This is a genomic window from Variovorax sp. GW821-FHT09D07 (assembly GCF_059416345.1).
Window position 1 is genome coordinate 344806 of record NZ_JBWKOY010000001.1, and the last position, 25897, is coordinate 370702.

26 protein-coding genes are annotated in these 25897 nt (G+C 68.3%); 10 read left to right on the forward strand and 16 right to left on the reverse strand.

The features are described from left to right. The first annotated feature begins 96 nt into the window (after positions 1–96). Genes AC07OX_RS01615 through AC07OX_RS01630 form a run of 4 tightly spaced genes read left to right on the forward strand, consistent with a single transcriptional unit; the run spans position 97 to position 3508 of the window. The gene (locus tag AC07OX_RS01615; protein WP_062470103.1) at positions 97–888 is read left to right on the forward strand and encodes a class I SAM-dependent methyltransferase; all 792 of its coding nucleotides are present in this window, start codon (positions 97–99) and stop codon (positions 886–888) included. Positions 889–890: 2 nt separating this feature from the next. Beyond that, positions 891–1931, forward strand: a complete 1041-nt coding sequence (locus tag AC07OX_RS01620) for a chorismate transformation FkbO/Hyg5 family protein (RefSeq protein ID WP_495262559.1) — start codon at positions 891–893, stop codon at positions 1929–1931. A gap of 36 nt (positions 1932–1967) precedes the next feature. Next, positions 1968–2765, forward strand: a complete 798-nt coding sequence (locus tag AC07OX_RS01625) for a lysophospholipid acyltransferase family protein (RefSeq protein WP_095948657.1) — start codon at positions 1968–1970, stop codon at positions 2763–2765. After that, complete coding sequence (locus tag AC07OX_RS01630) at positions 2729–3508, forward strand: glycosyltransferase family 2 protein (protein WP_495262560.1); 780 nt, start codon at positions 2729–2731, stop codon at positions 3506–3508. The genes AC07OX_RS01625 and AC07OX_RS01630 overlap by 37 nt, the downstream gene beginning before the upstream one ends. 235 nt (positions 3509–3743) lie before the next feature. Here the strand turns inward: AC07OX_RS01630 and AC07OX_RS01635 are convergent, their stop codons facing one another. From AC07OX_RS01635 to AC07OX_RS01685, 11 genes are all read right to left on the reverse strand, one after another. Then, on the reverse strand, positions 3744–5132 hold the full coding sequence (locus AC07OX_RS01635) for an efflux transporter outer membrane subunit (protein WP_495262561.1): 1389 nt from the start codon (positions 5130–5132) through the stop codon (positions 3744–3746). Further along, positions 5125–7107 carry a macrolide ABC transporter ATP-binding protein/permease MacB gene (gene macB / locus AC07OX_RS01640; protein WP_495262562.1) on the reverse strand — a complete coding sequence of 661 codons (1983 nt, stop codon included), beginning with the start codon at positions 7105–7107 and terminating at the stop codon, positions 5125–5127. The genes AC07OX_RS01635 and macB overlap by 8 nt, the downstream gene beginning before the upstream one ends. Continuing rightward, a complete protein-coding gene (gene macA, locus AC07OX_RS01645) occupies positions 7104–8264 on the reverse strand; it encodes a macrolide transporter subunit MacA (protein WP_495262563.1) in 1161 nt (386 codons plus the stop codon). The genes macB and macA overlap by 4 nt, the downstream gene beginning before the upstream one ends. Positions 8265–8464: 200 nt before the next feature. Next, positions 8465–8968 carry a disulfide bond formation protein B gene (locus AC07OX_RS01650; protein ID WP_062470083.1) on the reverse strand — a complete coding sequence of 168 codons (504 nt, stop codon included), beginning with the start codon at positions 8966–8968 and terminating at the stop codon, positions 8465–8467. Beyond that, the gene (locus AC07OX_RS01655; RefSeq protein WP_062470081.1) at positions 8965–10062 is read right to left on the reverse strand and encodes a sulfate/molybdate ABC transporter ATP-binding protein; all 1098 of its coding nucleotides are present in this window, start codon (positions 10060–10062) and stop codon (positions 8965–8967) included. Before AC07OX_RS01655 ends, AC07OX_RS01650 begins: the two co-directional genes overlap by 4 nt. A 20-nt stretch (positions 10063–10082) precedes the next feature. Further along, complete coding sequence (gene cysW / locus AC07OX_RS01660; protein ID WP_062470078.1) at positions 10083–10985, reverse strand: sulfate ABC transporter permease subunit CysW; 903 nt, start codon at positions 10983–10985, stop codon at positions 10083–10085. A 1-nt stretch (position 10986) separates the two neighbouring features. Continuing rightward, positions 10987–11874, reverse strand: coding sequence for a sulfate ABC transporter permease subunit CysT (gene cysT, locus AC07OX_RS01665; protein WP_495262564.1), 888 nt, complete (start codon positions 11872–11874; stop codon positions 10987–10989). Further along, the gene (locus tag AC07OX_RS01670) at positions 11875–12891 is read right to left on the reverse strand and encodes a sulfate ABC transporter substrate-binding protein (RefSeq protein WP_495262565.1); all 1017 of its coding nucleotides are present in this window, start codon (positions 12889–12891) and stop codon (positions 11875–11877) included. It abuts the gene before it with no gap. Continuing rightward, positions 12888–13463: an RBBP9/YdeN family alpha/beta hydrolase gene (locus tag AC07OX_RS01675; protein WP_307590554.1), complete on the reverse strand. Its 576-nt coding sequence runs from the start codon at positions 13461–13463 to the stop codon at positions 12888–12890. Before AC07OX_RS01675 ends, AC07OX_RS01670 begins: the two co-directional genes overlap by 4 nt. A 22-nt stretch (positions 13464–13485) precedes the next feature. Beyond that, a complete protein-coding gene (locus AC07OX_RS01680; protein ID WP_495262566.1) occupies positions 13486–14127 on the reverse strand; it encodes a peroxiredoxin in 642 nt (213 codons plus the stop codon). A 148-nt stretch (positions 14128–14275) separates the two neighbouring features. Then, complete coding sequence (locus AC07OX_RS01685) at positions 14276–15190, reverse strand: LysR family transcriptional regulator (protein ID WP_369646915.1); 915 nt, start codon at positions 15188–15190, stop codon at positions 14276–14278. A 135-nt stretch (positions 15191–15325) separates the two neighbouring features. On the opposite strand from AC07OX_RS01685, the gene AC07OX_RS01690 reads away from it, so the two are divergent. Next, entirely contained in the window at positions 15326–15973 is a 648-nt protein-coding gene (locus AC07OX_RS01690) for an FMN-dependent NADH-azoreductase (protein WP_492676917.1), read from the forward strand. A gap of 67 nt (positions 15974–16040) precedes the next feature. Here the strand turns inward: AC07OX_RS01690 and AC07OX_RS01695 are convergent, their stop codons facing one another. Genes AC07OX_RS01695 through AC07OX_RS01710 form a run of 4 tightly spaced genes read right to left on the reverse strand, consistent with a single transcriptional unit; the run spans position 16041 to position 18969 of the window. Then, the gene (locus AC07OX_RS01695; RefSeq protein ID WP_062470062.1) at positions 16041–16598 is read right to left on the reverse strand and encodes an NADPH-dependent FMN reductase; all 558 of its coding nucleotides are present in this window, start codon (positions 16596–16598) and stop codon (positions 16041–16043) included. 49 nt (positions 16599–16647) lie between these two features. Continuing rightward, positions 16648–17382 carry an amino acid ABC transporter permease gene (locus AC07OX_RS01700; RefSeq protein WP_492683893.1) on the reverse strand — a complete coding sequence of 245 codons (735 nt, stop codon included), beginning with the start codon at positions 17380–17382 and terminating at the stop codon, positions 16648–16650. Continuing rightward, the gene (locus AC07OX_RS01705) at positions 17379–18095 is read right to left on the reverse strand and encodes an amino acid ABC transporter permease (RefSeq protein ID WP_495262567.1); all 717 of its coding nucleotides are present in this window, start codon (positions 18093–18095) and stop codon (positions 17379–17381) included. Before AC07OX_RS01705 ends, AC07OX_RS01700 begins: the two co-directional genes overlap by 4 nt. A gap of 31 nt (positions 18096–18126) precedes the next feature. Beyond that, positions 18127–18969: a transporter substrate-binding domain-containing protein gene (locus AC07OX_RS01710; protein WP_062470056.1), complete on the reverse strand. Its 843-nt coding sequence runs from the start codon at positions 18967–18969 to the stop codon at positions 18127–18129. Positions 18970–19195: 226 nt separating this feature from the next. Here AC07OX_RS01710 and AC07OX_RS01715 point away from each other — a divergent pair, with 226 nt between their 5' ends. The 5 genes from AC07OX_RS01715 (at position 19196) to yjjJ (ending at position 24527) form a co-directional block, all read left to right on the forward strand. Beyond that, on the forward strand, positions 19196–20179 hold the full coding sequence (locus AC07OX_RS01715; protein WP_139704223.1) for an aliphatic sulfonate ABC transporter substrate-binding protein: 984 nt from the start codon (positions 19196–19198) through the stop codon (positions 20177–20179). A 19-nt stretch (positions 20180–20198) separates the two neighbouring features. After that, positions 20199–21425: an N-methyl-L-tryptophan oxidase gene (gene solA, locus AC07OX_RS01720; protein ID WP_495262568.1), complete on the forward strand. Its 1227-nt coding sequence runs from the start codon at positions 20199–20201 to the stop codon at positions 21423–21425. A gap of 65 nt (positions 21426–21490) precedes the next feature. Continuing rightward, complete coding sequence (gene panE / locus AC07OX_RS01725; protein WP_495262569.1) at positions 21491–22423, forward strand: 2-dehydropantoate 2-reductase; 933 nt, start codon at positions 21491–21493, stop codon at positions 22421–22423. Positions 22424–22437: 14 nt separating this feature from the next. Continuing rightward, positions 22438–23115, forward strand: coding sequence for an aspartate/glutamate racemase family protein (locus AC07OX_RS01730; RefSeq protein ID WP_495262570.1), 678 nt, complete (start codon positions 22438–22440; stop codon positions 23113–23115). Between the two features lie 83 nt (positions 23116–23198). Further along, positions 23199–24527 (forward strand): type II toxin-antitoxin system HipA family toxin YjjJ, encoded by a 1329-nt coding sequence (gene yjjJ / locus AC07OX_RS01735; protein WP_495262571.1) that lies wholly within the window; start codon positions 23199–23201, stop codon positions 24525–24527. Positions 24528–24529: 2 nt separating this feature from the next. Here the strand turns inward: yjjJ and AC07OX_RS01740 are convergent, their stop codons facing one another. After that, the gene (locus AC07OX_RS01740; RefSeq protein ID WP_495262572.1) at positions 24530–25891 is read right to left on the reverse strand and encodes an NAD(P)/FAD-dependent oxidoreductase; all 1362 of its coding nucleotides are present in this window, start codon (positions 25889–25891) and stop codon (positions 24530–24532) included. Positions 25892–25897 lie beyond the last annotated feature (6 nt).

Consider the following 25897-nt stretch of genomic DNA (forward strand, 5'->3'; position numbering starts at 1 on the left):
TGTTTTCAAAGCAAGTGTGGAGTTTACTGTCCGGCGCACACAACGCTCCCCCGGCGCCCGGGATTTCGGCCCGGACCTTTTGGTGATAATTGTTCGATGACGCCATCGCCCATTGCCGGTACGGGAAATCCCGACGCCCTGCCGCCGCACGCCCCGCTGCCGCTGTACTACAACACCGAAGCGGAGCACCAGGCGTTCCTGCGGCGCATCTTCGACAGCACGGCCGCGGACTACGACCGCATCGAAGCCGTGCTGGCCTTCGGCACCGGTCCCTCGTACCGCCGTGACGCACTGAAGCAGGCCGGCCTCACGGCGGGCGCCCAGGTGCTCGACGTGGGCATCGGCACCGGGCTCGTCGCCCGCGAAGCCCTGAAGCTCATCGGCTCCACCGGCAAGCTCACCGGCGTCGACCCCAGCGTGGGCATGATGGGCCAGGTCCGGCTGCCCGGCGTCGAACTCATTCAAGGCGTCGCCGAGGCCCTGCCCCGCCCCGACGCCAGCTGCGATTTCGTGAGCATGGGCTACGCCATGCGCCACATCAGCGACGTGGCCGCCGCCTTTTCCGAATTCCATCGCGTGTTGCGCCCGGGCGGGCGCGTGGTGGTGCTCGAGATCACCAAGCCCGAAGGCCGCATCGCCACCGCGCTGCTCAAGGGCTACATGCGCGCCGTGGTGCCGCTGATCGCCCGCGTGGTCGGCCGCCGCAGCGACACCTCGGAGCTGTGGCGCTATTACTGGGACACGATCGAGGCCTGCATCCCGCCCGAGCGCGTCATGCAGGCCCTGGGCGCCGCCGGCTTCAGCGACGTGCGCCGGCATGCGAGCCTCGGGGTCTTCTCGGCCTACACCGGCCGCAAACCCGAATCCACCGCCGACGAGGTTCGCTGAACGTGCGCCCCCAGGACGACCGCCTTCATTCCCCCCTGCGCGTGGAGCGCCTCTCGCTGCCGGACAGCCTTGCGCTGGCCACGCACAGCCATGCGCCCTTCGCCGCGCTCGGTTACGGCACGCCGCACGGTGTCGCCTGGATGCCCACGGTCAACGCGCGCGTGCTGTCGCCGCAAGGCGCGATGGCCGATGTGTGGCACGCAGGTGACGGCACCCAGGTCCGGTCGGGCACCACCGGCATCGCGCGCTGGCGCACCGACGGGCACTGGCTGCTCGGCGCCATCGACCTCGATGAAGCCGTCGAAGGCCAGGGACTGACCGAGCTCGCGCAGCGCGCCTACCGCGACCTGTTCCGTACGCTCGAGCAGGCCGGCACGCCGCACCTGCAGCGCATCTGGAACTACCTGCCGCGCATCAACGCCGACGGCGGCGGTCTCGAGCGGTATCGTCAGTTCAACCTCGGCCGCCAAGAGGCCTTCTTCGAAGCCGGCCGCGCCGCATTCGAGGGCGCGCCCGCCGCCTGCGCGCTGGGCATTCGCCAGGGCGCACTGTCGATCCGTTTTCTCGCGGGACGCGCCGCGCCGCTGCCGGTCGAGAACCCGCGACAGGTGTCGGCCTATCGCTATCCCGAAACCTACGGCCCGCGCTCGCCGACCTTCTCGCGCGCCGCGCTGGCGGACATCGGCGATGGCCAGGTCGCACTCTTCATCTCGGGCACGGCGAGCATCGTCGGCCACGAAACGGTGCACCACGGCGACGTGCGTGAGCAGGCCCGCGAAACGCTGCGCAATCTTGAGGCCGTGATCGCCTCCGCCCATGCGCAGACCACGGCGCGCTTCTCGCTCGATGCGCTCGACTGCGTGGTGTACGTTCGGCATCCGTCGGACACCGACGCCGTGCGCGAAGAGATCGAAGCCGCGCTCGGCGCCCAGTCGCCGATGGCCCGCCATGCGGTGTACCTGGAAGCCGACATCTGCCGCAGCGATCTGCTGGTCGAGATCGAGGCCCACACGGTCGCCGCCGGCCGGCTGCAGGCCGCCTGAGCGGCCCGCCGTTCGCCTGCTCGACCGACACCACCCATGAACGTGCTGCGTTTTCTCACGTCGATCCCGCTCGCGCTGATGCTCTATGCGCTGCTGCTGTTCCTCGGCCTGATTTCGCTGGTCTGGAACTTCGTCGCCATGCTGCTGTACCCGGTGATGCCGGCCGTACCCGCGCGCGCGCTGGGCCGCATGACCATCGCCTTTGCCTACCGGATGTTCTGGTGGCTCGCCTCGGTCACCGGCATGATGCGCATCGACGCCTCGTGCCTGGACCCGATGCGCAACGAACCCGGCGTGATCTTCGTGGCCAACCACCCGACCATGCTCGATGCGCTGCTGCTGGTGGCGCGGCTGCCGCGCAGCGCCTGCATCATGAAGGCCGAGCTGATGGGCAACATCTTCCTCGGTGCCGGGGCCCGGCTGGCGCGCTACATCAGCAACAAGTCGGCCCGCACGATGGTGCGCCTGGCGGTCAACGACCTGCGCCAGGGCGGCCAGCTCGTGATCTTTCCCGAAGGCACGCGCACGGTGACGCCGCCGCTGAACCCTTTCCGCCCCGGCACCACGCTGATCGCCAAGCTGGCGCAGGCGCCGATCCAGACCGTGTTCATCGATACCGACTCGCCCTACCTCGGCAAGGGCTGGCCGCTGTGGCGCGTGCCGCCGCTGCCCATCGTCTTCACGCTGCGGCTGGGCAAGCGCTTTGCGCCGACGCAGGACAGCGATGCATTGCAGGTCGAGCTGGAACACTATTTCCGTCAACACATGGAGCAGCGCGCCACCGACGCGTCCCCCGAATGCCAGCAGACGCCTCGCGCACCCACCTTGTCCTGATCCCCAGCTACAACACGGGCGAGCGCCTGTTCTCGACGGTCGCCGCCGCGCGGGCCCAATGGAACCCGGTGTGGGTGGTGATCGATGGCAGCGACGACGGCACGGGCGAGCGGCTGCAGCAGATGGCAGCGGGCGATCCGGGGCTGCGCGTGTGGGTGCTGCCGCAGAACCAGGGCAAGGGCTCGGCGGTGCTGCACGGCTTGCGGGCCGCGAAGGACGCCGGCTTCACGCATGCGCTCACGATGGATTCCGACGGGCAGCATCCGGCGGACCTGATCCCCTCTTTCATGAACGCCTCGCTGGCACGGCCCGAGACGATGGTGCTGGGTCGACCCGTGTTCGACGCCAGCGCGCCGCTGCTGCGGGTGCGCGGGCGGCGGGTGTCCAATGGCTGGACGCAGCTCGAGACGCTGTTCGCGGGCGTGGGCGATTCGCTCTACGGCTTTCGCGTGTACCCGGTGGTTGACCTGATCGCAGTGATGGCGCGACAACCATGGATGCGGCGCTTCGACTTCGATACCGAGGCGGTCGTGCGGCTGGCCTGGCGCGGGGTCAAGCCGGTGAACATCGATGCGCCTGTGAAGTACCTGACGGCGGAGGAAGGTGGGGTGTCGCACTTTCGCTATGGGCGGGACAACGTGCTGCTGACCTGGATGCACACGCGGTTGATGGTGGAGTTTGTTTTGCGGTTGCCTGGGTTGCTCGTTCGCAAATTGCGGGGGGCGCCGCCGTTTCAGGCCTAGCCTCTTTTTGAGGGGTGCCCGGCAGGCGGTACGGCGCGGTCGGCCCCACTGTGCCGGCCGCTTCGCGGCTCCCCTGCGGTGCTCGCGTTTCGCGGGGTCTCGCAGAACTCGCTTCGCTCAAACAGCTGCGAGCCCTGATCCGCGAAACGCTGCGCTCCTCGGCGGCACAGAGGGGCCGCCCACACCGCACCGCCTGCCGGGCACCTGCTGTGGTGTGAGAGCTCTTCCTCCCTTCCTACTCGACGATGGCCGCGCCGCCCAATGCCTTGTAGAGCGTCATCGTCGCGTTGAGTTGGTTCAGACGGTTCTGCGCCAGCGACACTTCCGCGGCGCGCCGCTTGTCCTTGGCGTCGAGCACCGGCTGCAACGCGGTGGCGCCGGCGCGGTAACGCACTTCCGACAGGGCTTCCGCGCGTTGCGCCTGTTGCAGCGCCAGGGCCAGCTTCACGCTTTCGTCCTGCAGCTGGGTTCGCGACGACAGCGTGTTTTCCACCTCGGACAGCGCGGTGTACAGCGACTGGCGGAACCCGACGACCGCTTCTTCGTACTGCGTCTGCGACACGGCGACGGTCAGCCGCGCGGTGTTCCATTGCAGGAACGGCAACACCAGACCAGCGCCCAGCGTGGCGACCGGGTTCTTCAGCACCTCGCCCAGTGCATTGCTCCCCGCGCCCAGCGAACCCGTGAGGCTCAGCACCGGATAGAAGCTGGTGCGCGTGGCATCGACGTTCGCCAGCGAGGACCGCAGGCGCTGCTCCGCGGCGCGCAGGTCGGGCCGGCGGGCCAGCAGGCTGGCGGGCAGTCCGGCATCGATCACGGGCAAGGCGGTGTCTGGCAGCTGCGAGGGCTCGTCTCTCGGGGCGTCGGGCGGCATGTCGAACAGGATCGCCAGTGCGTTGCGCGCTTCGACGCGCTGTTGCAGCAGCTGCGTGTGCGCCGCCTCCTGGCTCGCGAGGTTCTGGCCGGCCTGCGCGACGTCGAGCCCCGACACGGCGCCTGCCGCATATTTGGCGCGCACCAGCGCCTGGATGCGCCGTGCATCGGCCATGCCGGCTTCGCTCAGCGCGATGCGGTGGTTCAGGTAGCCGGTCTGCCAATACAGCCCGGCCGTGGTGCCCACCAGCGCCAGCGCCGTGGCTTCGCGGTCGGACTGGGTGGCCTGCAGCTCCCAGTCGGCGACGCTGCGCTGCGCCGACAGGCGGCCCCACAGGTCGACTTCGTAGCTCAGGCTCAGTGAAGAGTTCGCGCTCGATGCGGCCACGCCGCCGCGCTTCAGGTCGAAGCTGCGTTGGGTGCCCAGTTGCCCCGTCACGCCCGGCGTGAGGTTGGTGTTCGCCAGGCCGGCCTGCAGCTGCGCCCGCTGCACGCGGATGCCGGCGGCGGCCAGGTTGTTGTTGGTGCGCAGGGCGCTGTCGATCAGGGTGTCGAGCCGCGCGTCGTGGAAGGCGGTCCACCAGCGGGCCTGCGGCACGGCCGCTGCGTTTGGCGGCAGGGGCTGTTGCTGCTGCCACGCTTGCGGCACGCCGAGCGGCCGCTGTTCGCGCCGCTCCGGCGCAAACAGCGTACAGCCGCCGAGCGCCAGCGCGATGGCGAGGCCCGCCAGGGTCGGTCGCGCGCTACTCACGCGCCAGTGCCTCGATGGGGTCGAGCCGCGCGGCGTTGCGCGCCGGCAGGTACCCGAACAGCACGCCGATGAGCGACGCGCACAAGAAGGCCGACACCACGGCCCCGAGCGAAAAGATCATTTGCCATTGCTTCACGAACAGCGAGAACACAAAGCTGATGCCATACGACAGCAGCACGCCGATGAAACCGCCGACCAGGCACACCAGAACGGCCTCGGTCAGGAACTGCTGCAGCACGTCGCTCTGGCGTGCGCCCACGGCCATGCGTATGCCGATCTCGCGGGTGCGCTCCGTCACCGACACCAGCATGATGTTCATCACGCCGATGCCGCCCACCACGAGCGAGATCACCGCGATCAGCGACAGCAGCAGCGTGAGCGACTGGCTCGTGCGCTCGGCCGTCTTCACGATGCTGTCCATGTTGAAGGTGAAGAAGTCCTTGCCGCCGTGGCGCAGCGTGAGCAGCCGCACGATGCTCTCTTCGGCCGCCTTGGTCGGCTGGTCGTCGCGGATGCGCACGGTGATGCTGTCAAAGTGCTGCTGGCCGAAGAGGCGGCTCGCGCCGGTGCTGTAGGGCAGCCAGATGTTGAGCGACTTGTTCTCGCCAAACATGCTCTTCTTTTCCTGCGCCACGCCGATCACGGTGCACGGCAGGCTGCCCACCAGGATGATCTTGCCGACGGGGTCGGTGCCGTCGGGAAAGAGCTTGCGCCGCGTGTTCTGGTCGATCACCACCACCTGCGACTGGTGCCGCACGTCGTTGGCGTCGAAGTCCGTGCCGCTGGCCATCTGGATGTCGCGCACGCTGAAGAAGTTGTCGCTGACGCCGTTCACGTTGCCGTTCACGTCGGCGCTGCGGTAGCGCAGGCGCAGGCTGCGCATGGTGGTCGGCGTGACGCTGTGCACGTAGGGCTGCGCGGCGATGGCCTGCAGGTCGGCCGGCAGCAGCGTGCGGATGCTCGCGGCCTTGTCGTCGCCGAAGTCGTGGCCCGGGTAGATGTCGAGCGTGTTGGTGCCGATGGCCTTGATGTCGGCCAGCACGAAGCGCTTGGCGCCCTCCCCGATCGCCACGATCGACACCACCGAGGTGATGCCGATGATGATGCCCAGCATGGTCAGTGCCGTGCGCATGCGGTGCGCCATCATCGAGCGCCAGGCCATGCGGAAGGCTTCGGAAAAACGCGCCCAGCCGGTGCTGAAGCGCGCGATGCCGAGCGTCGGGCGGGTCATGGCGGGCGGCGCCGGGGTGTCATCGCCCACCGTCTGCGCGGGCGCGGCCACCGTCGGCACGTTCGGCCGGTCGCCGACGATCACGCCATCGGCAATCTCGATGATGCGCTCGGTGCAGCGTGCCACCTGCATGTCGTGCGTCACGATGATGATCGTGTGCCCCTGCGCATGCAGCTCGCGCAAGATGCCCATGACCTCCTGGCCGCTCTTGCTGTCGAGCGCGCCGGTGGGCTCGTCGGCCAGGATGACCTGCCCGCCGTTCATGAGCGCGCGCGCGATGCTCACGCGCTGCTGCTGGCCGCCCGAGAGCTGGCTCGGCCGGTGCTCGGTGCGGTCTTCGAGGCCCAGGCGCGCGAGCAGCTGCCGCGCCCGCGCGTCGCGCGCCGCGCCCTCGGTGCCGGCATACACGGCGGGCACCTCGACGTTGCCGGTGGCCGTCAGGTGCTGCATGAGGTGGTAGCGCTGGAAGATGAAGCCGAAGTGCTCGCGCCGCAGCGCGGCGAGCGCGTCGCTGTCGAGCGTGCCGACGTCCTGGCCCGACACGGTGTAGGTGCCGGTGGTCGGCCGGTCGAGGCAGCCGAGGATGTTCATCAGCGTCGACTTGCCCGAGCCCGAGGCGCCGACGATGGCCAGCATTTCGCCGTGGCCGATGTCCAGGTTGACATCTTTCAGCACCTGGACCTCCTGCTCGCCCGAGGGAAAACTGCGGCCGATGCCGCGCAGGGTCAGCAGCGGCTGCGTCACTGGCGCGGCCTCCGGTTGCCGCTGTCATTGCCGTCGGTCTTCTCCAGCGCCGAGGCGTCGCCGGTGATGACGTTGTCGCCCTCCTTCAGGCCTTCGAGCACCTGCGCCTGGAAGTTGTTGCTGATGCCCACGCGCACCTGCCGCTTTTCCACACGCTGGTCGGGCAGGAGCATGCGCACTTCGTGGCGGCCGTCCTTGTCGCGCGTGCCGAGCGCGGTGAGCGGCACGGTCAGCGCCTGCTTGGCCTCGCCCAGCAGGATGGCGACCTGCGCCGTCATGTCGACGCGCAGGGTGCGGTCGGGGTTGGGCACGTCGAACAGCGCGTTGAAGAACACGGCGTTGTTGATCTTCTCGGGCGAAGGCTGCACCGCGCGCAGCGTGCCGTGGTAGCGCGTGTCGGGGTCGCCCAGGATGGTGAAGTACACGGGCTGGCCGGCCTTCACGCGCACCACGTCGGCCTCGGACACCTGGGCCTTCACGGTCATGGTCGACAGGTCGGCCAGCTTCATCAGCGTGGGCACCTGGAACGAGGCCACCACGGTCTGGCCTTCCAGCGTGCTGATCGACACCACGTCGCCGTCGATGGGCGCCATGATGCGGGTGTACGACAGGTTGGTCTGCGCCGAGGCCAGGGCCAGCTTCTGCTGGCGGATCTGCGCGTCGAGCGAGACGGCGTCGGCGCGCAATGCGCGCAGCTCGGTGTCGGCGCTTTCCAGGTCCTGGCGCGCGGCGGCGTCCTGCGCCAGCATCTCGCGCTGGCGCGCCCAGGTGAGTTCGGCCTGCTTCACGCGCACTTCCTTGGCGAGCTTCTGGGCCTGCAGGTTCTCGAGCTTGGCCTGTTCCTGCGCGAAGGTGTTCTGCGAGATGACGGGATCGATCTCGGCCAGCCAGTCGCCCTTCTTCACCGTCTGGCCGAGCACCACCTTCAGCGACTTGAGCTGGCCCGACACCTGCGCGCCCACCTCGACCTGCTTGAGGGCCTGCAGCACGCCGGTGGCGAGCACCGCGTTCTCCAGGTCGCTGCGCTGCACGGTGGCGGTGAGGTAGTCGCTTTTCTTCGGCGGGCTCAGCCAGAAGAAGGCCGCGATGGCCAGCACGACGAGCAAGGCCAGGCCGACAAGGAGCTTGCGCGATCGTCGCGAAGGAGTGGTGGGCATGCAGTGAAGAAGTGGGGATGGAACGGGCGGCGAGGCCCGGGAAAGGATGCGGTTCATCCTAGCCCCGGTTGCTGAAGGCCTGCTAAAGCATGCGTTTTGGTGGGCTTTTTGCACGGGCCTGCGCAGCGACCCATGAAAACGGCGTGGCCCGCTGCCCTCGAAGGACAGCGGGCCACGCCGCAATCACTACTGAAAAGAACTCAGCGCGCGGTGCGCCGGCGCAAGAGCAAGGTGAGAAGCAACAGCGCCAGCACCGTGAACGCGATGAACGACCAGTTCGCCAGCGTCAGGCCGAACAGCGACCAGTCGATCTTGGAGCAGTCGCCGCCGCCGCGGAAGATCATCGGCAGCGCACGCTTGAGCGGGAAGGTCTCGATCATCCCGTACAGGTCGCGCCCGCACGAGACGACTTCGGGCGGATACCACTGCAGCCAGCTCTGCTGCGCCGCCGTGTAGGCACCGCCCACCGCCGCCGCCAGCGCCAGCACCCCGCCCGTCACCTGCAGGCCGCGGCTGTTGAACAGCGCCGCCAGGCCGGTGAACAGCGCCACCAGCATCAGCGCATAGCGCTGCACGATGCACATCGGGCAGGGTTCGAGCCCGACCACGTGCTGCAGATACAGCCCGAAGGCCAGCATGAGGACACAGGCCAGGCAGATCAGCCCGAGCGCGCGGCGCGGCGCGCCGAAGTACCAATGGATCAAGGAGATACCCAATCTTCTTCTACGAACACCCTGGCCTTGCGGGGGTTGGCGACGACGGTGTCGCCTTCCTTCAAGCCCAGGTCGCGGAACTGTTGCGCAGGGAGTTGCGCTTCGATGATGGTTCCGGAGCCCGGATTATCTGGATTCGTTTCAGTGGGCTCAAGTTCCAGCCGCGCGATCGGTCCGACCACGATCGCACGCGACAGCGTGGCGACGATGCCCGTGGCACCCGACACGTAGCGTGTCACATCCAGGTCATGCGGACGCACATAGGCCAGCGCCTTGGCGTCGCGCGCGCTGCTGTGCTCGGGCGAGTCGATGCGCATGCCGTCCAGCTGCACGGCGCCGTTGTCGGCCCGGCCGTGGAACAGGTTCACATCGCCCAGGAAGCCGTACACGAAGGGGCTCGCGGGCTTGTCCCACACATCTTGCGGCGAACCGACCTGCTCGATGCGGCCCTTGTTGATGACCACCACGCGGTCGGCCACCTCGAGTGCTTCTTCCTGGTCGTGCGTGACGAAGATCGAGGTGACGTGCAGCTCGTCGTGCAGCCGGCGCAACCAGCGGCGCAGTTCCTTGCGCACCTTGGCGTCGAGCGCGCCGAAGGGTTCGTCGAGCAGCAGCACCTTGGGCTCCACCGCCAGCGCGCGGGCCAGCGCGATGCGCTGGCGCTGGCCGCCGGACAGCTGCGACGGGTAGCGGTCGGCCAGCCAGTCGAGCTGCACCAGCTTGAGCAGGTCGGTCACCTTGGCCTTGATCTGCGCGTCGCTCGGGCGCTCCTTGCGCGGCTTCACGCGCAGGCCGAAGGCCACGTTCTCGAACACGGTCATGTGGCGGAACAGCGCGTAGTGCTGGAACACGAAGCCGACCTGGCGCTCGCGCACGTGCACGTCGGTCGTGTCTTCGCCCGAGAAATGGATGCTGCCGGTGTCGGCCGTTTCCAGGCCCGCGATGATGCGCAGCAGCGTGGTCTTGCCGCAGCCCGAAGGGCCGAGCAGCGCGACCAGTTCGCCCGACTCGACGTCGAGGTTCACGTTGTTCAGCGCGCGGAAGTCGCCGAACTGCTTGCTGATGTTGCGGATTTCGATGCTCATGGTCTTGTTCTCTCGTCTTCTCAGGCCGCCGAAGGCTCGGGGGGACGCTCGGGCGGCAGCTCGGCGATGGCTTTCATTTCGCGCTCATGGCGCCACTCGATGACCGACTTGATCACCAGGGTGACCAGCGCCAGGATCGCCAGCAGCGAGGCCACCGCGAAGGCGGCCACCGACTGGTATTCGTTGTAGAGCACCTCGACGTGCAGCGGCATCGTGTTGGTCTGGCCCCGGATGTGGCCCGACACCACCGACACCGCGCCGAACTCGCCCATGGCGCGCGCATTGCACAGGATCACGCCGTACAGCAGGCCCCACTTGATGTTGGGCAAGGTCACGCGCCGGAAGGTCTGCCAGCCGGTCGCGCCGAGCACGATGGCGGCCTGTTCCTCGTCGGTGCCCTGCGCCTGCATCAGCGGAATGAGTTCGCGCGCAATGAAGGGAAAGGTCACGAACACGGTGGCCAGCACGATGCCGGGCACGGCGAAGATGATCTTGATGTCGTGCTCTGCCAGCCACGGACCGAACCAGCCCTGCGCGCCGAACACCAGCACGTAGATCAGGCCCGCCACCACCGGCGACACCGCGAACGGCAGGTCGATCAGCGTGGTGAGAAAGGCCTTGCCGCGGAACTCGAACTTGGCGATGGCCCAGGCCGCGGCCACGCCGAACACGAGGTTCATCGGCACCGCGATGGCGGCGGTGATCAGCGTGAGGCGGATGGCGCTCCACGCATCGGGTTCCTTCAGCGCCTCGAGGTAGGCATTGAGGCCCTTGCGCAGCGCCTCGACCGCCACGGCCGCCAGCGGCAGCACGAGGAACAGGAACATGAACGCCAGGGCGATGCCGATCAGCGTCCAGCGGACCCAGGCCGACTCGGTGGTGCCGGCCTGCGCGCGGCGGATGATTTTCGAAGGTGCGCTCATGTCATGCCCCCGCGCGCTTGCGCTGCCAGGCTTGCAGGCCGTTGATGACCAGCAGCAGGATGAACGACAGTACGAGCATCACCAGCGCGACCGCGGTGGCGCCCGTGTAGTCGTACTGCTCCAGCTTGCCGATGATGATGAGCGGCGTGATCTCGGAAATCATCGGCATGTTGCCGGCGATGAAGATCACGGAGCCGTACTCGCCGATGGCGCGTGCGAAGGCCATCGCAAAGCCCGTCAGCAACGCGGGCGCGATCGACGGAAAGATCACCTTGGTGAAGGTCTGCAGGCGCGTGGCGCCCAGCGAGGTGGCGGCTTCTTCGAGTTCCTTCTCGGCGTCTTCAAGCACCGGCTGCACCGTGCGCACCACGAAGGGCAGTCCGATGAAGATCAGCGCGATCACGATGCCCGCCGGCGTGAACGCCAGCTTGATGCCGTGCGACTCCAGCAGTTGCCCGATCCAGCCGTTGCCCGCGAGCAGCGCCGTCAGCGAGATGCCGGCCACGGCCGTGGGCAGCGCGAACGGCAGGTCGACCAGCGCATCGACGATGCGCTTGCCCGGGAACTTGTAGCGCACCAGCACCCAGGCCACGAGCAGGCCGAACACCGCATTCACCATCGCGGCGATCAGCGAAGCGCCGAAGGTCAGGCGGTAGGAGGCCATCACGCGCGGCGCGGTCACCGACACCCAGAAGTGCTCCCAGGTCATCGTGAAGGTCTTGAAGACCAGCGCCGACAGCGGGATCAGCACGATCAGGCACAGGTAGAAGACCGTGAAGCCGAGCGTGATGTGGAAACCGGGCAGCACGCGCTTGGCGCCCCCTGCGCGGTTGGCACGTGAAAAAGGCGCTCCCGCTGCCGGGAGCGCCGAAGAAGCAGCGCCGCTCATTTACTTCGCGCCGGGCGTGTACAGCTTGTCGAACTGGCCGCCGTCATTGAAGTGCACCTTCTGCGCTTCGCTCAGGCTGCCGAACAGTTCCTGCACCGTGAACAGCTGCAGCGGCTTGAAGGTCGAGGCGTACTTCTTGAGCACGGCCTGCGAACGCGGGCGCAGCGCATGCTTGGCGGCGATTTCCTGCGCTTCTTCGGAGTACAGCCAGTCGAGGTAGGCCTTGGCCAGCTCGCCCGTGCCCTTCTTCTTGACGGTGCGCTCGACGATGGCGACCGGGTTCTCGGCCACGATGGAGATCGACGGGTAGACCGAGTCGACCTTGCCGGTGCCGAATTCACGGTCGATCGAGACCACTTCCGATTCGAAGGTGATCAGCGCATCGCCGATGTTGCGTTGCAGGAAGGCGGTGGTCGCGTCGCGGCCGCCGCGCGCCAGCACCGGCACGTTCTTGAACAGCTTGCCGACGAACTCGGCAGCCTGGGCGTCGGTGCCGCCCTTCTTCTTGATGTAGCCCCAGGCGGCCAGGTAGGCGTAGCGGCCGTTGCCGCCGGTCTTGGGGTTGACGATCACGACCTGCACGCCGGGCTTGACCAGGTCGTCCCAGTCCTTGATGCCCTTGGGGTTACCGTTGCGCACCAGCAGCAGCATGGTCGAGGTGGTGGGCGATGCGTTCTCGGGGAACTTCTTGTTCCAGTCCTTGGCGACCACGCCAGCGTTGGCCAGGAAGTCGATGTCGGTGGAGGTGTTCATGGTGACCACATCGGCGTCGAGGCCGTCGGCCACGGCGCGCGCCTGGGCGCTGGAGCCGCCGTGCGACTGGTCGATCTTGACGTCCTTGCCCGTGGTCTTCTTGTAGTTCGCCACGAAGGCCGCGTTGTAGTCCTTGTAGAACTCGCGCGCCACGTCGTACGACGCGTTCAGCAGGCCCGTGCCTTGGGCAAAGGCCGTGTTCCCGGCGAGTGCGGAGGACGCCAGCGCGAGCACGGCGACGAAGGTCTTGATTCTGGAAGTCATGTGGTTGCCAGGTTGTCTGAAAATTCACGACCGGCCGACCAGGCGGCGGGTTCGTCGGTCAACGATTGCAGCAGGGCCAGGCCGAGCGGCCAGTCTCCGTGCCCCGAATCGATGTTGATGTGCCCCGCATTCTGCATGCGCACGAACTCGCTGCCCCAGGCGCGCGAGTAGGCGCCGGCCAGGCGGATGGGGCAATAAGGATCGTTGCTGCTCGCCACCACGATGCTGCGGTACGGCAGCGCCGCGTAGGGCACGGGTGCGAAGTCGGACAGCACCGCGCGGCGCTCGGGGTCGGCCGGTGCCACCAGCAACGCGCCCTGGATGCGGGCGGCGGCCTCGGGTGGCAGGTGCGCCGTGGCGATGCAGCCCAGGCTGTGCGCCGCGATGACCACGGGGCCTTCGCTTTCGAGCACCAGCTTGGCCAGTGCGGGCACCCAGGCGTCGCGCTTGGGCGAGGCCCAGTCGTCCTGCGCCACCCGCGCCGCGCCCGGAATGCGTTCTTCCCACAGGCTCTGCCAATGGCCGGGCCCGGAGTCGCGCCAACCGGGCACGATGACGACACGAGTCTGCATGACGGCGCGGTCCTGCGGCTTCTTACTTGTTGGGCTGCGGCGTGATCCGCAGGTAAGGCTTGACGGCCTTGAAGCCCTTGGGGAAGCGCTCGGCCAGCTCGGCCGGGTCCTGGATGCTCGGCACGATGACGACGTCATCGCCGTCCTTCCAGTTCACGGGCGTGGCGACCTTGTGGCTGTCGGTGAGCTGCAGCGAGTCGATCACGCGAATGATCTCGTCGAAGTTGCGGCCGGTCGACGCCGGGTAGGTGATGGTGGTGCGGATGACCTTCTTGGGGTCGATGATGTAGACGCTGCGCACCGTGGCCGTGGTCGAGGCGTTCGGGTGGATCAGGTCGTACAGGTCAGCCACCTTGCGGTCGGCGTCCGCAATGATCGGGAAGTTGACGTTGGTGTTCTGCGTCTCGTTGATGTCGCCGATCCACTCCTTGTGCTTGGTGGCCGGGTCGACGCTCAGCGCGATGGGCTTCACGCCGCGCTTGGCGAACTCGCCCGACAGCGCCGCCGTCTTGCCGAGTTCGGTGGTGCACACGGGCGTGAAATCGGCCGGGTGCGAGAAGAACACGATCCACGAATCGCCGGCCCACTGATAGAAGTCGATCGGGCCTTCGCTGGAGTCCTGGGTGAAATTGGGGGCGGTGTCGCCGAGTCGCAGGGTTGCCATGGTCGCTCCAAGGAGGGGGTGAAGCCCTGGATTGTGCGAACCGCTGCTTCAATGGCAAACGAATATCTGTTTGTTTGGATATGACGTTTTTCGCATATAGAACCTGCAAAGGCCCACTATGACGCTATCTTTTAGATAGCAATCTGCCTCAAAACATCCGCATCTGCTCGCTTTGCAGGTGTTCCGACAGGAAGTCGATCAGCCGCCGCACCGCCGGCACCAGCGCCCGCCGCGCCGGAAACACCATGTGCGCCACCACCGGCGACGGCCCCCAGCCCGGCAGCACCCGCGCCAGCCGGCCCGTCTCGACGTCGGCGCTGCACATGTAGTCGGGCAGCATCGTCGCGCCGACCCCGCCCAGCGCGCCGAATTGCAGCGTGGCGAGGTCGTCGGCCACGTAGCGCGGCGTGTGCACGTGCAGGTGGCTGCGGCCTTCCGGGCCTTCGAGCCGCCATTCGGCGCGCCCTTCCCCGTTGACCGACATGGCCGCCGTCGGCAGCTTCGCGAGGTCGGCGGGCGTGTCGATCGGCCCGTGTTGCGCCATCAACGCCGGGCTGGCGACCAGCACGCCTCGGCTGTGGCCGAAGGTCTTGGCCACGAGCACCGTGCTGTCCTCGATGGTGGGGCGCACGCGCAGCGCGATGTCGATGCCCTCCTCGATCAGGTCCACCGGCCGGTTGATGACGCGGATGTCGACGCGCACCGCGGGGTAGCGTTCCATGAACAGCGGGATCAGTTGCGCCAGTCCGCTGTGCGCGATGGTGACCGGGCAGGTCAGCCGCACCAGCCCGCTCGGCTCGGTCTGCACCTGCGCCACCGCCTCGGCCGCCGCCTGGGCCGCGTCGCGCATGGCCGAGGCGTGCCGCAGGTAGATCTCGCCGGCCGGCGTGAGCGACAGGCGCCGCGTGCTGCGCTGCATCAGCTGCACGCCCAGGCGCTCCTCGAGCTCGGCCACGCGGCGCGACAGGCGCGATTTGGGAATGCCCAGCGCCCGGCTGGCGGCGGCAAAGCCGCCCCGTTCGGCCACCTCGGCGAAGAACACCATGTCGTTGAGGTCTTGCATGGCTTCATTGTCCTGCAAACAGAACGATCTGATCAAATTTTGGCTACTTGTCAGTCACTCACATCAAAAATAGAATTCTCCCAACGCCGGCCACTTCTCAGCGCCGACACCTTGCACAGAAAGTGATTGACTGACATGAAGCTGCTCCACATCGACTCCAGCATCCTGGCCGCCGGCTCCACCTCGCGCCAGCTGACCGCCGAAACCGTCGCCGCCTGGCGCGCCGCCCACCCCGACACCCAGGTCGAATACCTCGACCTCGCCGTGGACGCGCCCTCGCACTTCAGCGCCGACGCCCTGGGCATCAAGACCGGCGTGCAGGCCCAGCCGACCGAAGCGCAACTGCGCGAGAACGCCCTGTCGGAAAAGCTGGTGAGCCAGTTCCTGGCCGCCGACGTCGTCGTGCTCGGCGCCCCGCTGTACAACTTCACCATCCCGACCCAGCTCAAGGCCTGGATCGACCGCCTCGCGCAAGCCGGCCGCACCTTCAAGTACACCGAGAAGGGCCCCGTCGGCTTGGCCGGCGGCAAGACCATCATCGTGGCGTCGAGCCGCGGCGGCATCTACTCGACCTCCGAAGGCGGCCAGGCGGCCGAGCACCAGGAGAGCTACCTGAAGGTGATCTTCGGCTTCTTCGGCATCACCGACGTGCGTTTCGTGCGCGCCGAAGGCATCGCGATGGGTGACGCGCCCAAGGCCGCCGCGCTGGCCGCCGCCCGCGCCGACATCCTCGTGACCACGACCGAAGCGGCGAACCAGAAGACCGTCGCGCAAGCCGCCTGAGTCTTTCGCCGCCGGAACGAAAAAACCGCCCCAAGGGGCGGTTTTTTCATGGGCAATGGCCTTGCCTTCAGGCTGCCGAGTGCGCCTTGACCCACGCCACGTACTTGTCCATCCAGCCCTGCAGGAATTTCTGCGTGCCTTCGTTGCCGATGTGGCCCTTGTCGTCGAACAGGCCTTCCTTGGCCTGCAGGAACACCTCGGGGCCGCCCATCGTGGGCGCGTCGAGATACGCCAGGATGTTGCGCAGGTGCTGCTGCGCCAGCGCGGTGCCGATGGCGCCCACCGAGATGCCGAGCACGCCGGTCGGCTTGCCGGCCCACACGCTCTGGCCGTAGGGGCGCGAGGCGTGGTCGATGGCGTTCTTCAGCACGCCGGGGATCGAGCGGTTGTATTCGGGCGTGACGAACAGCACGCCCTGCGCGGCGGCCACTTCGCTCTTGAGGCGCTTCACCTGCGCGGCCTGGTTGCCGTCGTCGTCCTGGTTGTACAGCGGCAGGTCGTCAATGCGCAGGGTCTCGAACGTGAAGTCCGACGGCGCGAGGTGCGCCAGCGCCAGCGCCAGCTTGTGGTTGAACGAATCCTTGCGCAGGCTGCCGACGATGACGGCGATCCGGGTCTGTGCCATGAGGTGGAACTCCTTGAAGTGGAAAAGGCTGTCGGAATGACCGGGACGATTATGCGAAGCGCTCAAGACCTTTTCCAGAAAAGTTCATGACCACCGGCGCACCCGCCTGCGCGCGGCGCACGACGCCGTGGGCCAGCCGGTCCAGCCCGGTGCACAGCAGCCAGTAGATCGCGCCCACCAGCACGAAGATCTCCGCCGGATAGACCATGGTGCGCGCATTCACCTGCGAGGCCACGAACGACAGCTCGCCCACACCCACCACGTAGGCCAGCGAGCTGTCCTTCACCAGCGTGACCCACTGGTTGACGAACGACGGCAGCATCATCCGCAGCGCCTGCGGCAGCACGACGTGGCGCAGCGTGCCCCAGCGCGTGAGCCCGAGCGACAGCCCCGCCGCCCACTGCCCCGCCCCGATGCCGCGGATGCCCGCATGCACCGCGTGCGCCAGGTAGGCGCCGCCCACCAGCGACAGCGCGCACATCACCGACAGCACGCCCGGCACGCTCACGCCCAGCGCGAACGGCAGCAGGAAGTAGGTCCAGAAGATCAGCATCAGCACCGGGATCGCGCGCAGGAACGCCAAGCCCAGCGTCAGCACGCGCTTGAGCGGGCCCCGAGCCATGGCCAGCCCGATGCCCCACGCCAGCCCCAGCAGCGCCGACGCGATGCCCGAGCCGGCACTGAGCAGCACCGTGAGCGCCGCGCCACCCAGCTCGCCCTGCGGAAAGGCGCCCCACAGCAAGTACGGCAGGCTGTCCCACAGCATGTGCAATGCATCGCTCATGCAGCGGCCCTCCCCGGCACCGCCGATTGCCGACGCGCAGCCCACGCCGCCAGCAGCTCGATCGCGCCGATGGTCACGACGTAGAGCAGCGTCGCCACGGCGAAGGCCTGGAAGGTCTTGAAGGTCTCGGCCTCGACCTGGCGCGAGGCGTACGACAGCTCGACCAGCCCCACGGCCATCGCGAGCGAGGTGTTCTTGACGATGTTCATGTACTGCCCCAGCAGCGGCGGCAACGCGATGCGCAGCGCCTGCGGCAGCACCACCTGTGCCAGCACCTGCGCGCGCGTGAAGCCCAGCGCCTGCGCCGCCAGCGTCTGCCCCACGGGCACGCCGCGAATGCCCGAGCGGATGTCCTCGCCCACGTAGGCGGCCGCATACAGCGTGAGCCCGAGCAGCGCCGACAGAAGTTCGAAGGAAACGAAACGCCCCGCCAGCAGCCCTTCGCGCAGCGCCTCGGGCAGCAGGCTGGGCGCGCCGAAGTACCAGAAGAAGAGCTGCACCAGCAGCGGCGTGTTGCGAAACAGCGAGACGTACGCGCCGCTCGCGCGCAGCCACGCGGGCCGGCTCGACGAGCGCCCCGCCGCCACGACGACGCCCAGCAGCGTGGCGCCCGCCGCCACCAGCAGCGAGGCGCCCACGGTCACGAGCCAGCCGTCGAGCAGCCAGCCCAGGTAATGGGGCGCGAGCAGGTGCTCGCGCAGGAAATCGCTCAAGGCCGCATCGATCCGGTCGTTGCGTGCCCCATCAGTTGGCGGCCACGCGCTGGTCGCCGATCTTCAGCAGGCGCGGCAGCGGCGCCTTGCTGTTCGGGCCGAACCAGGTGTCGTAGATCGCCACGGCGCGGCCGTTCTTCTCGCTGTCGACCAGCCAGGCGTTGAGCGTCTCGAGCAGGCGCGTCTCGCCCTTGGCCACGGCCGCGCCGAGGTACTCCTTCGACACCGTGATCGCCGGGATCTCGTACTTCTCCTTGTCGGGAATCGCGTTCCACTGCGCCGTGAGCTTCACGCCGTCGTTGGTGATGGCCTGCACGTTGCCGTTGCGCAGCGCGGCCAGCGCAAAGGGCGAATCGTCGTAGAGCACGACCTTGGCGTCGGGGTAGTTCTTGCGCAGGTTCGACTCCATCGTCGTGCCCTTCTCGGTGCCGATGCGGATGTCCTTGATCTGCGCGGCCTCCTTCAGCACGCCCTTCTTCGCGAGGAACTGCTGGCCGACCAGGAAGTACGGCGTGGTGAAGTCCACCGCCTTGGCGCGCTCGTCGGTGATGGTGAAGCTGGCGAACACCACGTCGGCCTTGCCCGAGGTGAGCAGCGGGATGCGGTTGGCCGGGTTGGTCGGCACCAGCTCGATCTTCACGCCCAGGCTCTTTGCGAACTCGGTGGCCAGGTCGATGTCGTGGCCCACCTGCTTCTTGCTGGCCGGGTCGATGTAGCCGAAGGGCGGGTTGCCGTCGAACGCGGCCACGCGCAGCACGCCGGCCTTGCGGATGTCGTCGAGCTTGTCGGCCCAGGCGATGTTGCCCAGGGTGGTGAGAGCGCCGATTGCCAGGGCCAGGCTGGAAACGGTGAAAGAGTGGGTGTTGCGGGTCATGCCTGCGCTTCGCTGGAAGTGGAAAAAGAGAGCGCGACTCTAGGCAGCGCCGCGTGCGGCGCCAACGAAGCAATTTCCGCTTGCATATGCAGCGATGAGTTGCGCATGAACAAATGACAAAAGCTTCGTGGCGCGAGACAGCGTCGGTCCCTAGAGTGGCCAGCCTCTGCCTTTCGACTGACTGCTTTTTTCTTCTTCGGCCGCGCGACGCGGCCCCGCTCTTCCCATGCACTTCCCACGCTCTTCCTCGCCCGCCGTCTCCCGGCGCCTTCTGCTTCGCGCCGGTGTCGGCGCCGCCGCCGTGGCCGCCTCGGCCCCGCTGTTTGCCCAGACGCGCGCACGCACGCTGCGCATCGGCTACCAGAAGTTCAACACGCTCAACATCCTCAAGGGCACGGGCCAGCTCGAGAAGGCGCTCGCACCGGCCGGCGTGAGCGTCGAGTGGCGCGAGTTCCTCGGCGGCAGCCAGCTGTCGGAAGCGCTGGCGGCCGGCGCCATCGACTTCGGCCATGCCTCCGACGGCATCGGCGTGTTCCAGCAGGCCAGCGGCAAGGGCCTGGCCTACCTCGCGGCCGAAAGCCCCTACCCCGGCGGCGTCGGCTTCCTGGTGCCGCGCGACTCGCCGATCCGCAGCGTGCGCGACCTCAAGGGCAAGAAGGTCGTCACCGGCCGCGGCTACAACACGCAGTACGTGCTGATCCGCGCACTCGAAGCGGCCGGCCTGCGCTACGAAGACATCGAGCCGGTCTACATCGTCACGGCCTCCGACACCGTGGCGGCCTACCAGTCGGGCAGCGTCGCGGCCATCGGCCTGTGGGACCCGTTCCTGGCCGGCGCGCAGGTGGCGACCGAGTCGCGCCTGCTGTTCGACGGCACCGGCCTGAGCGGCAACCGCACCTACCACTTCGCGCAACCCGCCTTCGCGCGCGCCAACGCCGACACGCTGCGCACCGTGTTCGCCGAACTGCGCAAGGCCAACGACTGGGCCCAGGCTCACCCCGGCGACGTGGTGGCCACGCTCGCGCCGCAGCTGAAGGTCGAGCCCAAGGTGCTGGCGCTGGCGACCGAACGGCGGCACTATGGCGTGGTGGCGCTCACGCCCGCCATCGCCCGCGAACAGCAGGGCCTGGCCGACGTGTTCGCGCAGCTGAAGCTCATTCCCCAGCCCATCGCGGTGAAGGATGCGTTTCTCGACCTGAACCTTGTGTGACGACGAAACCTCTCGCCCCGTGACCCGTTCTCCTACTCATTACGACGCGATCGTCATCGGCCTGGGCGCCCTCGGCGCGGCCACCCTCTACCAGCTCTCGCAACGCGGCGCGCGCGTGCTCGGCATCGACCAGTTCGCGCCGCCGCACGACCGCGGCTCCTCGCACGGCGATTCGCGCATCACGCGGCTGGCCGTCGGCGAAGGCGACGAGTACGTGCCGCTGGTGCACCGCTCGCACGCCATCTGGCGCGCGCTCGAGGCGCGCACCGGCCGCCCGCTGATGACCACCACCGGCGGCCTCATCCTCGCGCCGCGCGACCGCGTGGCCGCGCACCACGGCAAGTCCGACTTCGTGCGCCGCACCATCGCCTGCGCCGAGCGCTTCGACATCGCGCACGAGGTGCTCGACGCGGCCGGCATCCGCGCGCGCTACCCACAGTTCCACCTGCAGGGCGACGAGATCGGGTACCTCGAACGCGACGCCGGCTTCGTGCGCCCCGAAGACGCCATCGCCGCCCAGCTCGCCGTGGCCCGCGCCGACGGCGCACAGACCCGCACCGGCGAGCGCGTGCTGGGCGTCGAGCCCGTGGGCAACGGCGACACCGTGCGCGTGCGCACCGAAACCGCGAGCTTCACCGCCGACCAGGTGGTGGTCGCGGCCGGCGCCTGGCTGCCCGAATTCCTCGGCCGGCAGGCGCGCACCGACTGGCAGGCCCACTTCTCGGTGCACCGCCAGGTGATGCACTGGTTCGACACCGGCCCCGCCGCCGCAGCCGACTTCGCACCCGGGCGCTTCCCGATCTTCATCTGGATGTTCGGCGACGCGCAGGAAGACTACATGTACGGCTTTCCGGCCTCCGACGCGTCGCAACCCGCGCTGAAGGTCGCCACCGAGCAGTACGTCGACGCCACCACGCCCGACGCGCTCGACCGCGAGGTGAGCGCCGAAGAAAGCGCCGCCATGTACCGCGACCGCGTCGCCGGGCGCTTTCCGCAGATCGCGGGGCACGCACTCAAGGCCCGCGCCTGCATGTACACCGTCACGCCCGACCGCCGCTTCGTGATCGACGCGCTCGACGGCCTGCCGAATGTGCTGATCGTCTCGGCCTGCTCGGGCCACGGCTTCAAGCACTCGGCCGGGCTGGGCGACGCCATCGCCGACCGCGTGCTCGGCCGCGAGAGCGCGCACAACCTTGACCTGCGGCCCTTTGGCCGCGAGCGGCTGGCGACCTCGCAACACCCCTGAGGCGCCCGCGCGCGATCCGGGGCATCATCGCTTCCGATCTTCAGTTTCTTCGGAGGCAGCGCGCGATGCGATTCCTGATGGTGGGTGCGGGAGCACTCGGTGGTTACTTCGGCGCACGCCTGCTCGCGGCAGGCCGCGATGTGACCTTTCTACTGCGTCCCGGCCGCGCAGCCCAGCTGGCCACGACCGGGCTCGTGGTGCGCAGCCCCTTCGGCGACCTCGACCTGCCCACGCCGAAGCATGTGCTGGCCGAGCAGATCGGCGGCCCGTACGACGTGGTCGTGGTCGGCTGCAAGGCCTACGACCTCGACGCCACCATGGACTCGTTCGCGCCCGCCGTCGGGCCCGACACCGTCATCCTCCCGCTGCTCAACGGCCTGGGCCACATCGACCGGCTGGTCGCGCGCTTCGGCGAGGCGCGCGTGCTCGGCGGCCTGTGCATGATCTCCGCCACGCTCGACGACGAGGGCCGCGTGCAGCACCTGAACGACATGCACAGCCTGAGCTACGGCGAACGGGCCGGTGGCCGCTCGCCGCGCATCGACGCCATCGCGGCCCAGTTCGCCGGCGCGAACTTCACCGCCACCGCGAGCGAGACCATCGCGCAGGACATGTGGGAGAAGTGGGTCTTCATCGCCTCGGCCGCGGGCCTCACGAGCCTCATGCACGCCTCCATCGGCGACATCGTGGCGGCCGGCGGTGAGGACGTGGCCCTTGCGATCTTCGACGAGTGCTGCGCCATCGCCGCCCACAACGGCTTTGCCCCGCGGCCCGGCGCCATCACGCGCGGCCGCGCGGTGGTCACGACCGCCGGCTCGCCCATGACCGCCTCCATGTACAAGGACATGGCCCGCGGCGCGCGCGTCGAGGCCGACCACATCCTGGGCGACCTGCTGGCCCGCGCGCCACGCGCCGCATCGGCCACGCCTTCGGTGCTGCGCACGGCCTACGTGCACCTGAAGGCCTACGAGTTCCGGCGCGCCCACGAGGCCGATTGAACGGCGGCAACACCATGGCCGACACGCTCGCCTTCCTCCATACCGCGCAGGTGCATGTGCAGACCTTCGGCAGCCTGGCCCGCGAGATCGCGCCCGAGCTGCGCGTGCAGCACCTGGTGATGGAAGAGCTGCTCGCCGATGCGCGCACCCTGGGCGTCGACCACGCCGGCCTGGTGGCGCGCGTCCACGAAGCCATGCGCGACGCCGCCTCGGACGGCGCCTCGGTGGTCGTGTGCACCTGCTCGACCATCGGCGGCATCGCCGAGAAAACCGCCACCGGCGGCGCCTTCGCCGCCCTGCGCATCGACCGCGCCATGGCCGACCGCGCCGTGCGCAACGGCCCGCGCGTGCTGATCGTCGGCGCCGTCGAGAGCACCATCGACCCGACCCTGTCGCTCGTGCTTTCAGCCGCGCGGCAAGCCGGCGTCGGCATCCGCGCCAGCACGCTGCTGGTCGAGGATGCCTGGGTGCATTTCCAGTCCGGCGATATCGCGCGCTACGTGGCCACGCTGGCCGAATCGATCCGCGCCGCGGCCGACGGCACCGACGTGATCGTGCTGGCGCAGGCATCGATGGCGCCGGTGACGGGGTTGCTGGCGGACCTTGAAGTCGATGTGCTCAGCAGCCCGCAGTTGGGGGTGACGCATGCGGTGGCCACGCTGCGGGCCCGGCATGCGGCATTGAACTCCTGAAAGTATCTATTCAAATAGGAATTCATTTCTCCTTGATTCCTCAATGGCGAGTGGGATAATTTATCTATTCACATAGATATGCAATGCCACCGTCCACTCCGCCGTCCCTGAGCGCCGCGGCCCTCGCCTTCATCCGTTCGCAAGGCGCCGCCACGAGCGCCGAGCTGCAGGCGCGGCTGGGCATCAGCCAGGCGACCGCCTCGCGCACGCTGGCACCGCTCGTTCGCAGCGCGCAGATCCTGAAGGTGGGCGCTGCGCGCTCGCAGATGTACGTGGCACCCCGGCACGTCGAGCGTGTGGGCAGCGAGGTGCCGGTCGTCGAGATCGATGCCGCCGGCCAGGCCTCGCCGTTCGGACGCATCGTGCCGCTGCAGGGCGGGCGTTGCTGGATGGACGAGCAGCAAGGCCGCAGCGCGCTGCATGACGGCCTGCCATGGTTCCTGGCCGACATGCGCCCCCAGGGCTTCATCGGCCGCGCCTTCGCGCAGGGGCATCCCGAACTCGGGCTACCGCCCAACCCCGAGCACTGGAACGACGACGACGTGCTGCTGGCGCTCGCGCTGTGCGGCGAAGACCTGCCCGGCAACCTCGTGGTGGGCGCCGAATCCTTCCAGCGCTTTCATGCGTTGGGCGCGCGCGCCGCTCGCTCAGTCTCCGTGAGCGACTACCCCGCCATGGCGGAGCGCGCGATGCAGGGCACCCTGCCCGGCTCTTCGGCCGGCGGCGAACAGCCGAAGTTCTGCACGGTGCGCGATGGCCGGCAGGTCATCGTCAAGTTCTCGCTCGCAGGCACGTCGGCCCTGGACCGGCGCTCGCGCGACCTCCTCGCCAGCGAGCACCTGGCGCTGAGCACCCTGGCGCAAGCGGGCGTCGCGGCGGCCACCACGCGCATCTTCATCGAAGGCGGGCGCGTGTTCCTGGAGGTCGAACGCTTCGACCGCTCGGCCCAGGGCCGCATCGGCATGGTGTCGCTGATGGCGTATGACGCGCAGCACATCGGCAAGATCGACAACTGGGCCGCCACGGCCAACCGGATGGCCTCGCGCGGCCTGCTGCGTGCCGACGATGCGCAGCGCCTGCGCTTTCTCGAAGCCTTCGGCCGCCTCATCGGTAACACCGACCGACACTACGGCAACATCTCGCTGCTCATCGAAGGGAACGCGTGGCGTCTGGCGCCCGCCTACGACGTGCTGCCCACGCTGTATGCGCCGACCAACGGCGAACTGCCAGCGCGCGACCTGGCGGCCACCGGACTGGCGCCGACCGTGGACACCCTGCAGGAATGGCCGCACGCCCGGCAACTGGCCGGTGTGTACTGGGACACCGTGGCCGCCGACGACCGCCTCTCGGCGGCCTTCCGCACGCTCGCGCGGCAGAACCGGCGGCTCATCGCCGACCTGCCGGGCGCCTAGCCTCAATCCGCCTTCTGGATCGTCTCCCCCTTCAACGCCCCCATGTCGCGGATGTTGAAGCGGTGCTGCTTCCACCCCGCCATGGTGCGTCGGAAGTTGGCCAGGGAGATGCCGTAGTACAGCACCTTGAACATGCGCAGCGCGCCCCACATCGGCGTGCCCTTGTAGATGTCGCCGGCCAGCAGCGACATCAGCGCCTCCTTCACCCGGAACGGATTGCCGGGGTACATGAACATGTCGCGGATGGTCGGGTTGGTCACGCGGTAGATGAACCACGAGTACTCGCGCGGGCCCTTGCGCATCATGGCCTCGAAGCCTTCGCGGGCGCGGGCCAGTTCGGCGGGCTGGTCGAGCGCGGTGGCCACCAGCTCGGCGCCGTCGAAGGCGCTGTGCATCGCCAGGTACACGCCCGAGGAGAACATCGGGTCGATGAAGGTGAAGGCGTCGCCCAGCAGCAGGTAGTTGTCGCCGGTGGCGTGCGTGCTCGAGTACGAGAAGTTGCCCGTGGCGTGCACGGCGTCGTCGACCAGGGTGGCGTTCTTCAAGCGGTCGGCCAGCACGGGGCACAGCGCGATGGTGTCGTAGAAGAATTCCTTCAGCGATTTTTCGCGCGTCTTCAGGTAGTAGGGCCAGCACACCGCGCCCACGCTGGTCGTACCGTCGGCCAGCGGAATGAACCAGAACCAGCCGTGCGGAAACCAGCAGATGCTGATGTTGCCTTCCTTCTTGCCTTCGAGCCGCTCGGCGTTCGTGAAGTGGCCGAACAGCGCGGTGCTGTTGTGGTCGGGGTTCTTCTGCTTGCAGCGGAATTTGTTGGCCAGCAGCGTGTCGCGGCCCGTGGCGTCGATCACGAAGCGCGCGCGCCAGCTGCGCTTGGCGCCATCGTCCATCACGGCCTGCACGGTGGCGCCGTCGGCGTCGAAGGCCACGTCGCGCACCTTGCAGCCTTCGAAGGTCTGGGCACCGCGCGTGGCGGCGTTGCGGAACAAGAGCTCGTCGAGCTCGGAGCGGCGCACCTGCCAGGCGGAGTCGAGCGACTTGTCCCAGCCTTCGGCGAACTCCACGTAGCTGCGGTGTTCATGCTCGGGCGAGACGAACTCGATGCCGAACTTCGGCATGCCGATCTTCTCGACTTGGTCGCGCACGCCGAGCTTGTCGAACAGCTCGACGTTCGCGGGCAGCAGCGATTCGCCGATGTGAAAACGCGGGTGGTGCTCTTTCTCGACCAGCACCACCTTGCGGCCCTGCTGCGCCAGCAGCGCCGCGACGGTCGAACCCGCGGGGCCGCCGCCGATCACGAACACATCGCAGGAATCGCTGACAGAAGAAGGGGCACCGGAAGAAGAAACCTGAGGCTGGGACATGCGAAG

Coding starts and splice junctions, on each gene's coding strand:
- AC07OX_RS01615 (WP_062470103.1), top strand. CDS start 97: ATGACGCCATCGCCCATTGCCGGTACGGGAAATCCCGACGCCCTGCCG.
- AC07OX_RS01625 (WP_095948657.1), top strand. CDS start 1,968: ATGAACGTGCTGCGTTTTCTCACGTCGATCCCGCTCGCGCTGATGCTC.
- AC07OX_RS01630 (WP_495262560.1), top strand. CDS start 2,729: ATGCCAGCAGACGCCTCGCGCACCCACCTTGTCCTGATCCCCAGCTAC.
- macA (WP_495262563.1), bottom strand. CDS start 8,264: ATGCCCACCACTCCTTCGCGACGATCGCGCAAGCTCCTTGTCGGCCTG.
- AC07OX_RS01655 (WP_062470081.1), bottom strand. CDS start 10,062: ATGAGCATCGAAATCCGCAACATCAGCAAGCAGTTCGGCGACTTCCGC.
- cysW (WP_062470078.1), bottom strand. CDS start 10,985: ATGAGCGCACCTTCGAAAATCATCCGCCGCGCGCAGGCCGGCACCACC.
- cysT (WP_495262564.1), bottom strand. CDS start 11,874: ATGAGCGGCGCTGCTTCTTCGGCGCTCCCGGCAGCGGGAGCGCCTTTT.
- AC07OX_RS01670 (WP_495262565.1), bottom strand. CDS start 12,891: ATGACTTCCAGAATCAAGACCTTCGTCGCCGTGCTCGCGCTGGCGTCC.
- AC07OX_RS01675 (WP_307590554.1), bottom strand. CDS start 13,463: ATGCAGACTCGTGTCGTCATCGTGCCCGGTTGGCGCGACTCCGGGCCC.
- AC07OX_RS01680 (WP_495262566.1), bottom strand. CDS start 14,127: ATGGCAACCCTGCGACTCGGCGACACCGCCCCCAATTTCACCCAGGAC.
- AC07OX_RS01685 (WP_369646915.1), bottom strand. CDS start 15,190: ATGCAAGACCTCAACGACATGGTGTTCTTCGCCGAGGTGGCCGAACGG.
- AC07OX_RS01690 (WP_492676917.1), top strand. CDS start 15,326: ATGAAGCTGCTCCACATCGACTCCAGCATCCTGGCCGCCGGCTCCACC.
- AC07OX_RS01695 (WP_062470062.1), bottom strand. CDS start 16,598: ATGGCACAGACCCGGATCGCCGTCATCGTCGGCAGCCTGCGCAAGGAT.
- AC07OX_RS01700 (WP_492683893.1), bottom strand. CDS start 17,382: ATGAGCGATGCATTGCACATGCTGTGGGACAGCCTGCCGTACTTGCTG.
- AC07OX_RS01710 (WP_062470056.1), bottom strand. CDS start 18,969: ATGACCCGCAACACCCACTCTTTCACCGTTTCCAGCCTGGCCCTGGCA.
- AC07OX_RS01715 (WP_139704223.1), top strand. CDS start 19,196: ATGCACTTCCCACGCTCTTCCTCGCCCGCCGTCTCCCGGCGCCTTCTG.
- panE (WP_495262569.1), top strand. CDS start 21,491: ATGCGATTCCTGATGGTGGGTGCGGGAGCACTCGGTGGTTACTTCGGC.
- AC07OX_RS01730 (WP_495262570.1), top strand. CDS start 22,438: ATGGCCGACACGCTCGCCTTCCTCCATACCGCGCAGGTGCATGTGCAG.
- yjjJ (WP_495262571.1), top strand. CDS start 23,199: ATGCCACCGTCCACTCCGCCGTCCCTGAGCGCCGCGGCCCTCGCCTTC.
- AC07OX_RS01740 (WP_495262572.1), bottom strand. CDS start 25,891: ATGTCCCAGCCTCAGGTTTCTTCTTCCGGTGCCCCTTCTTCTGTCAGC.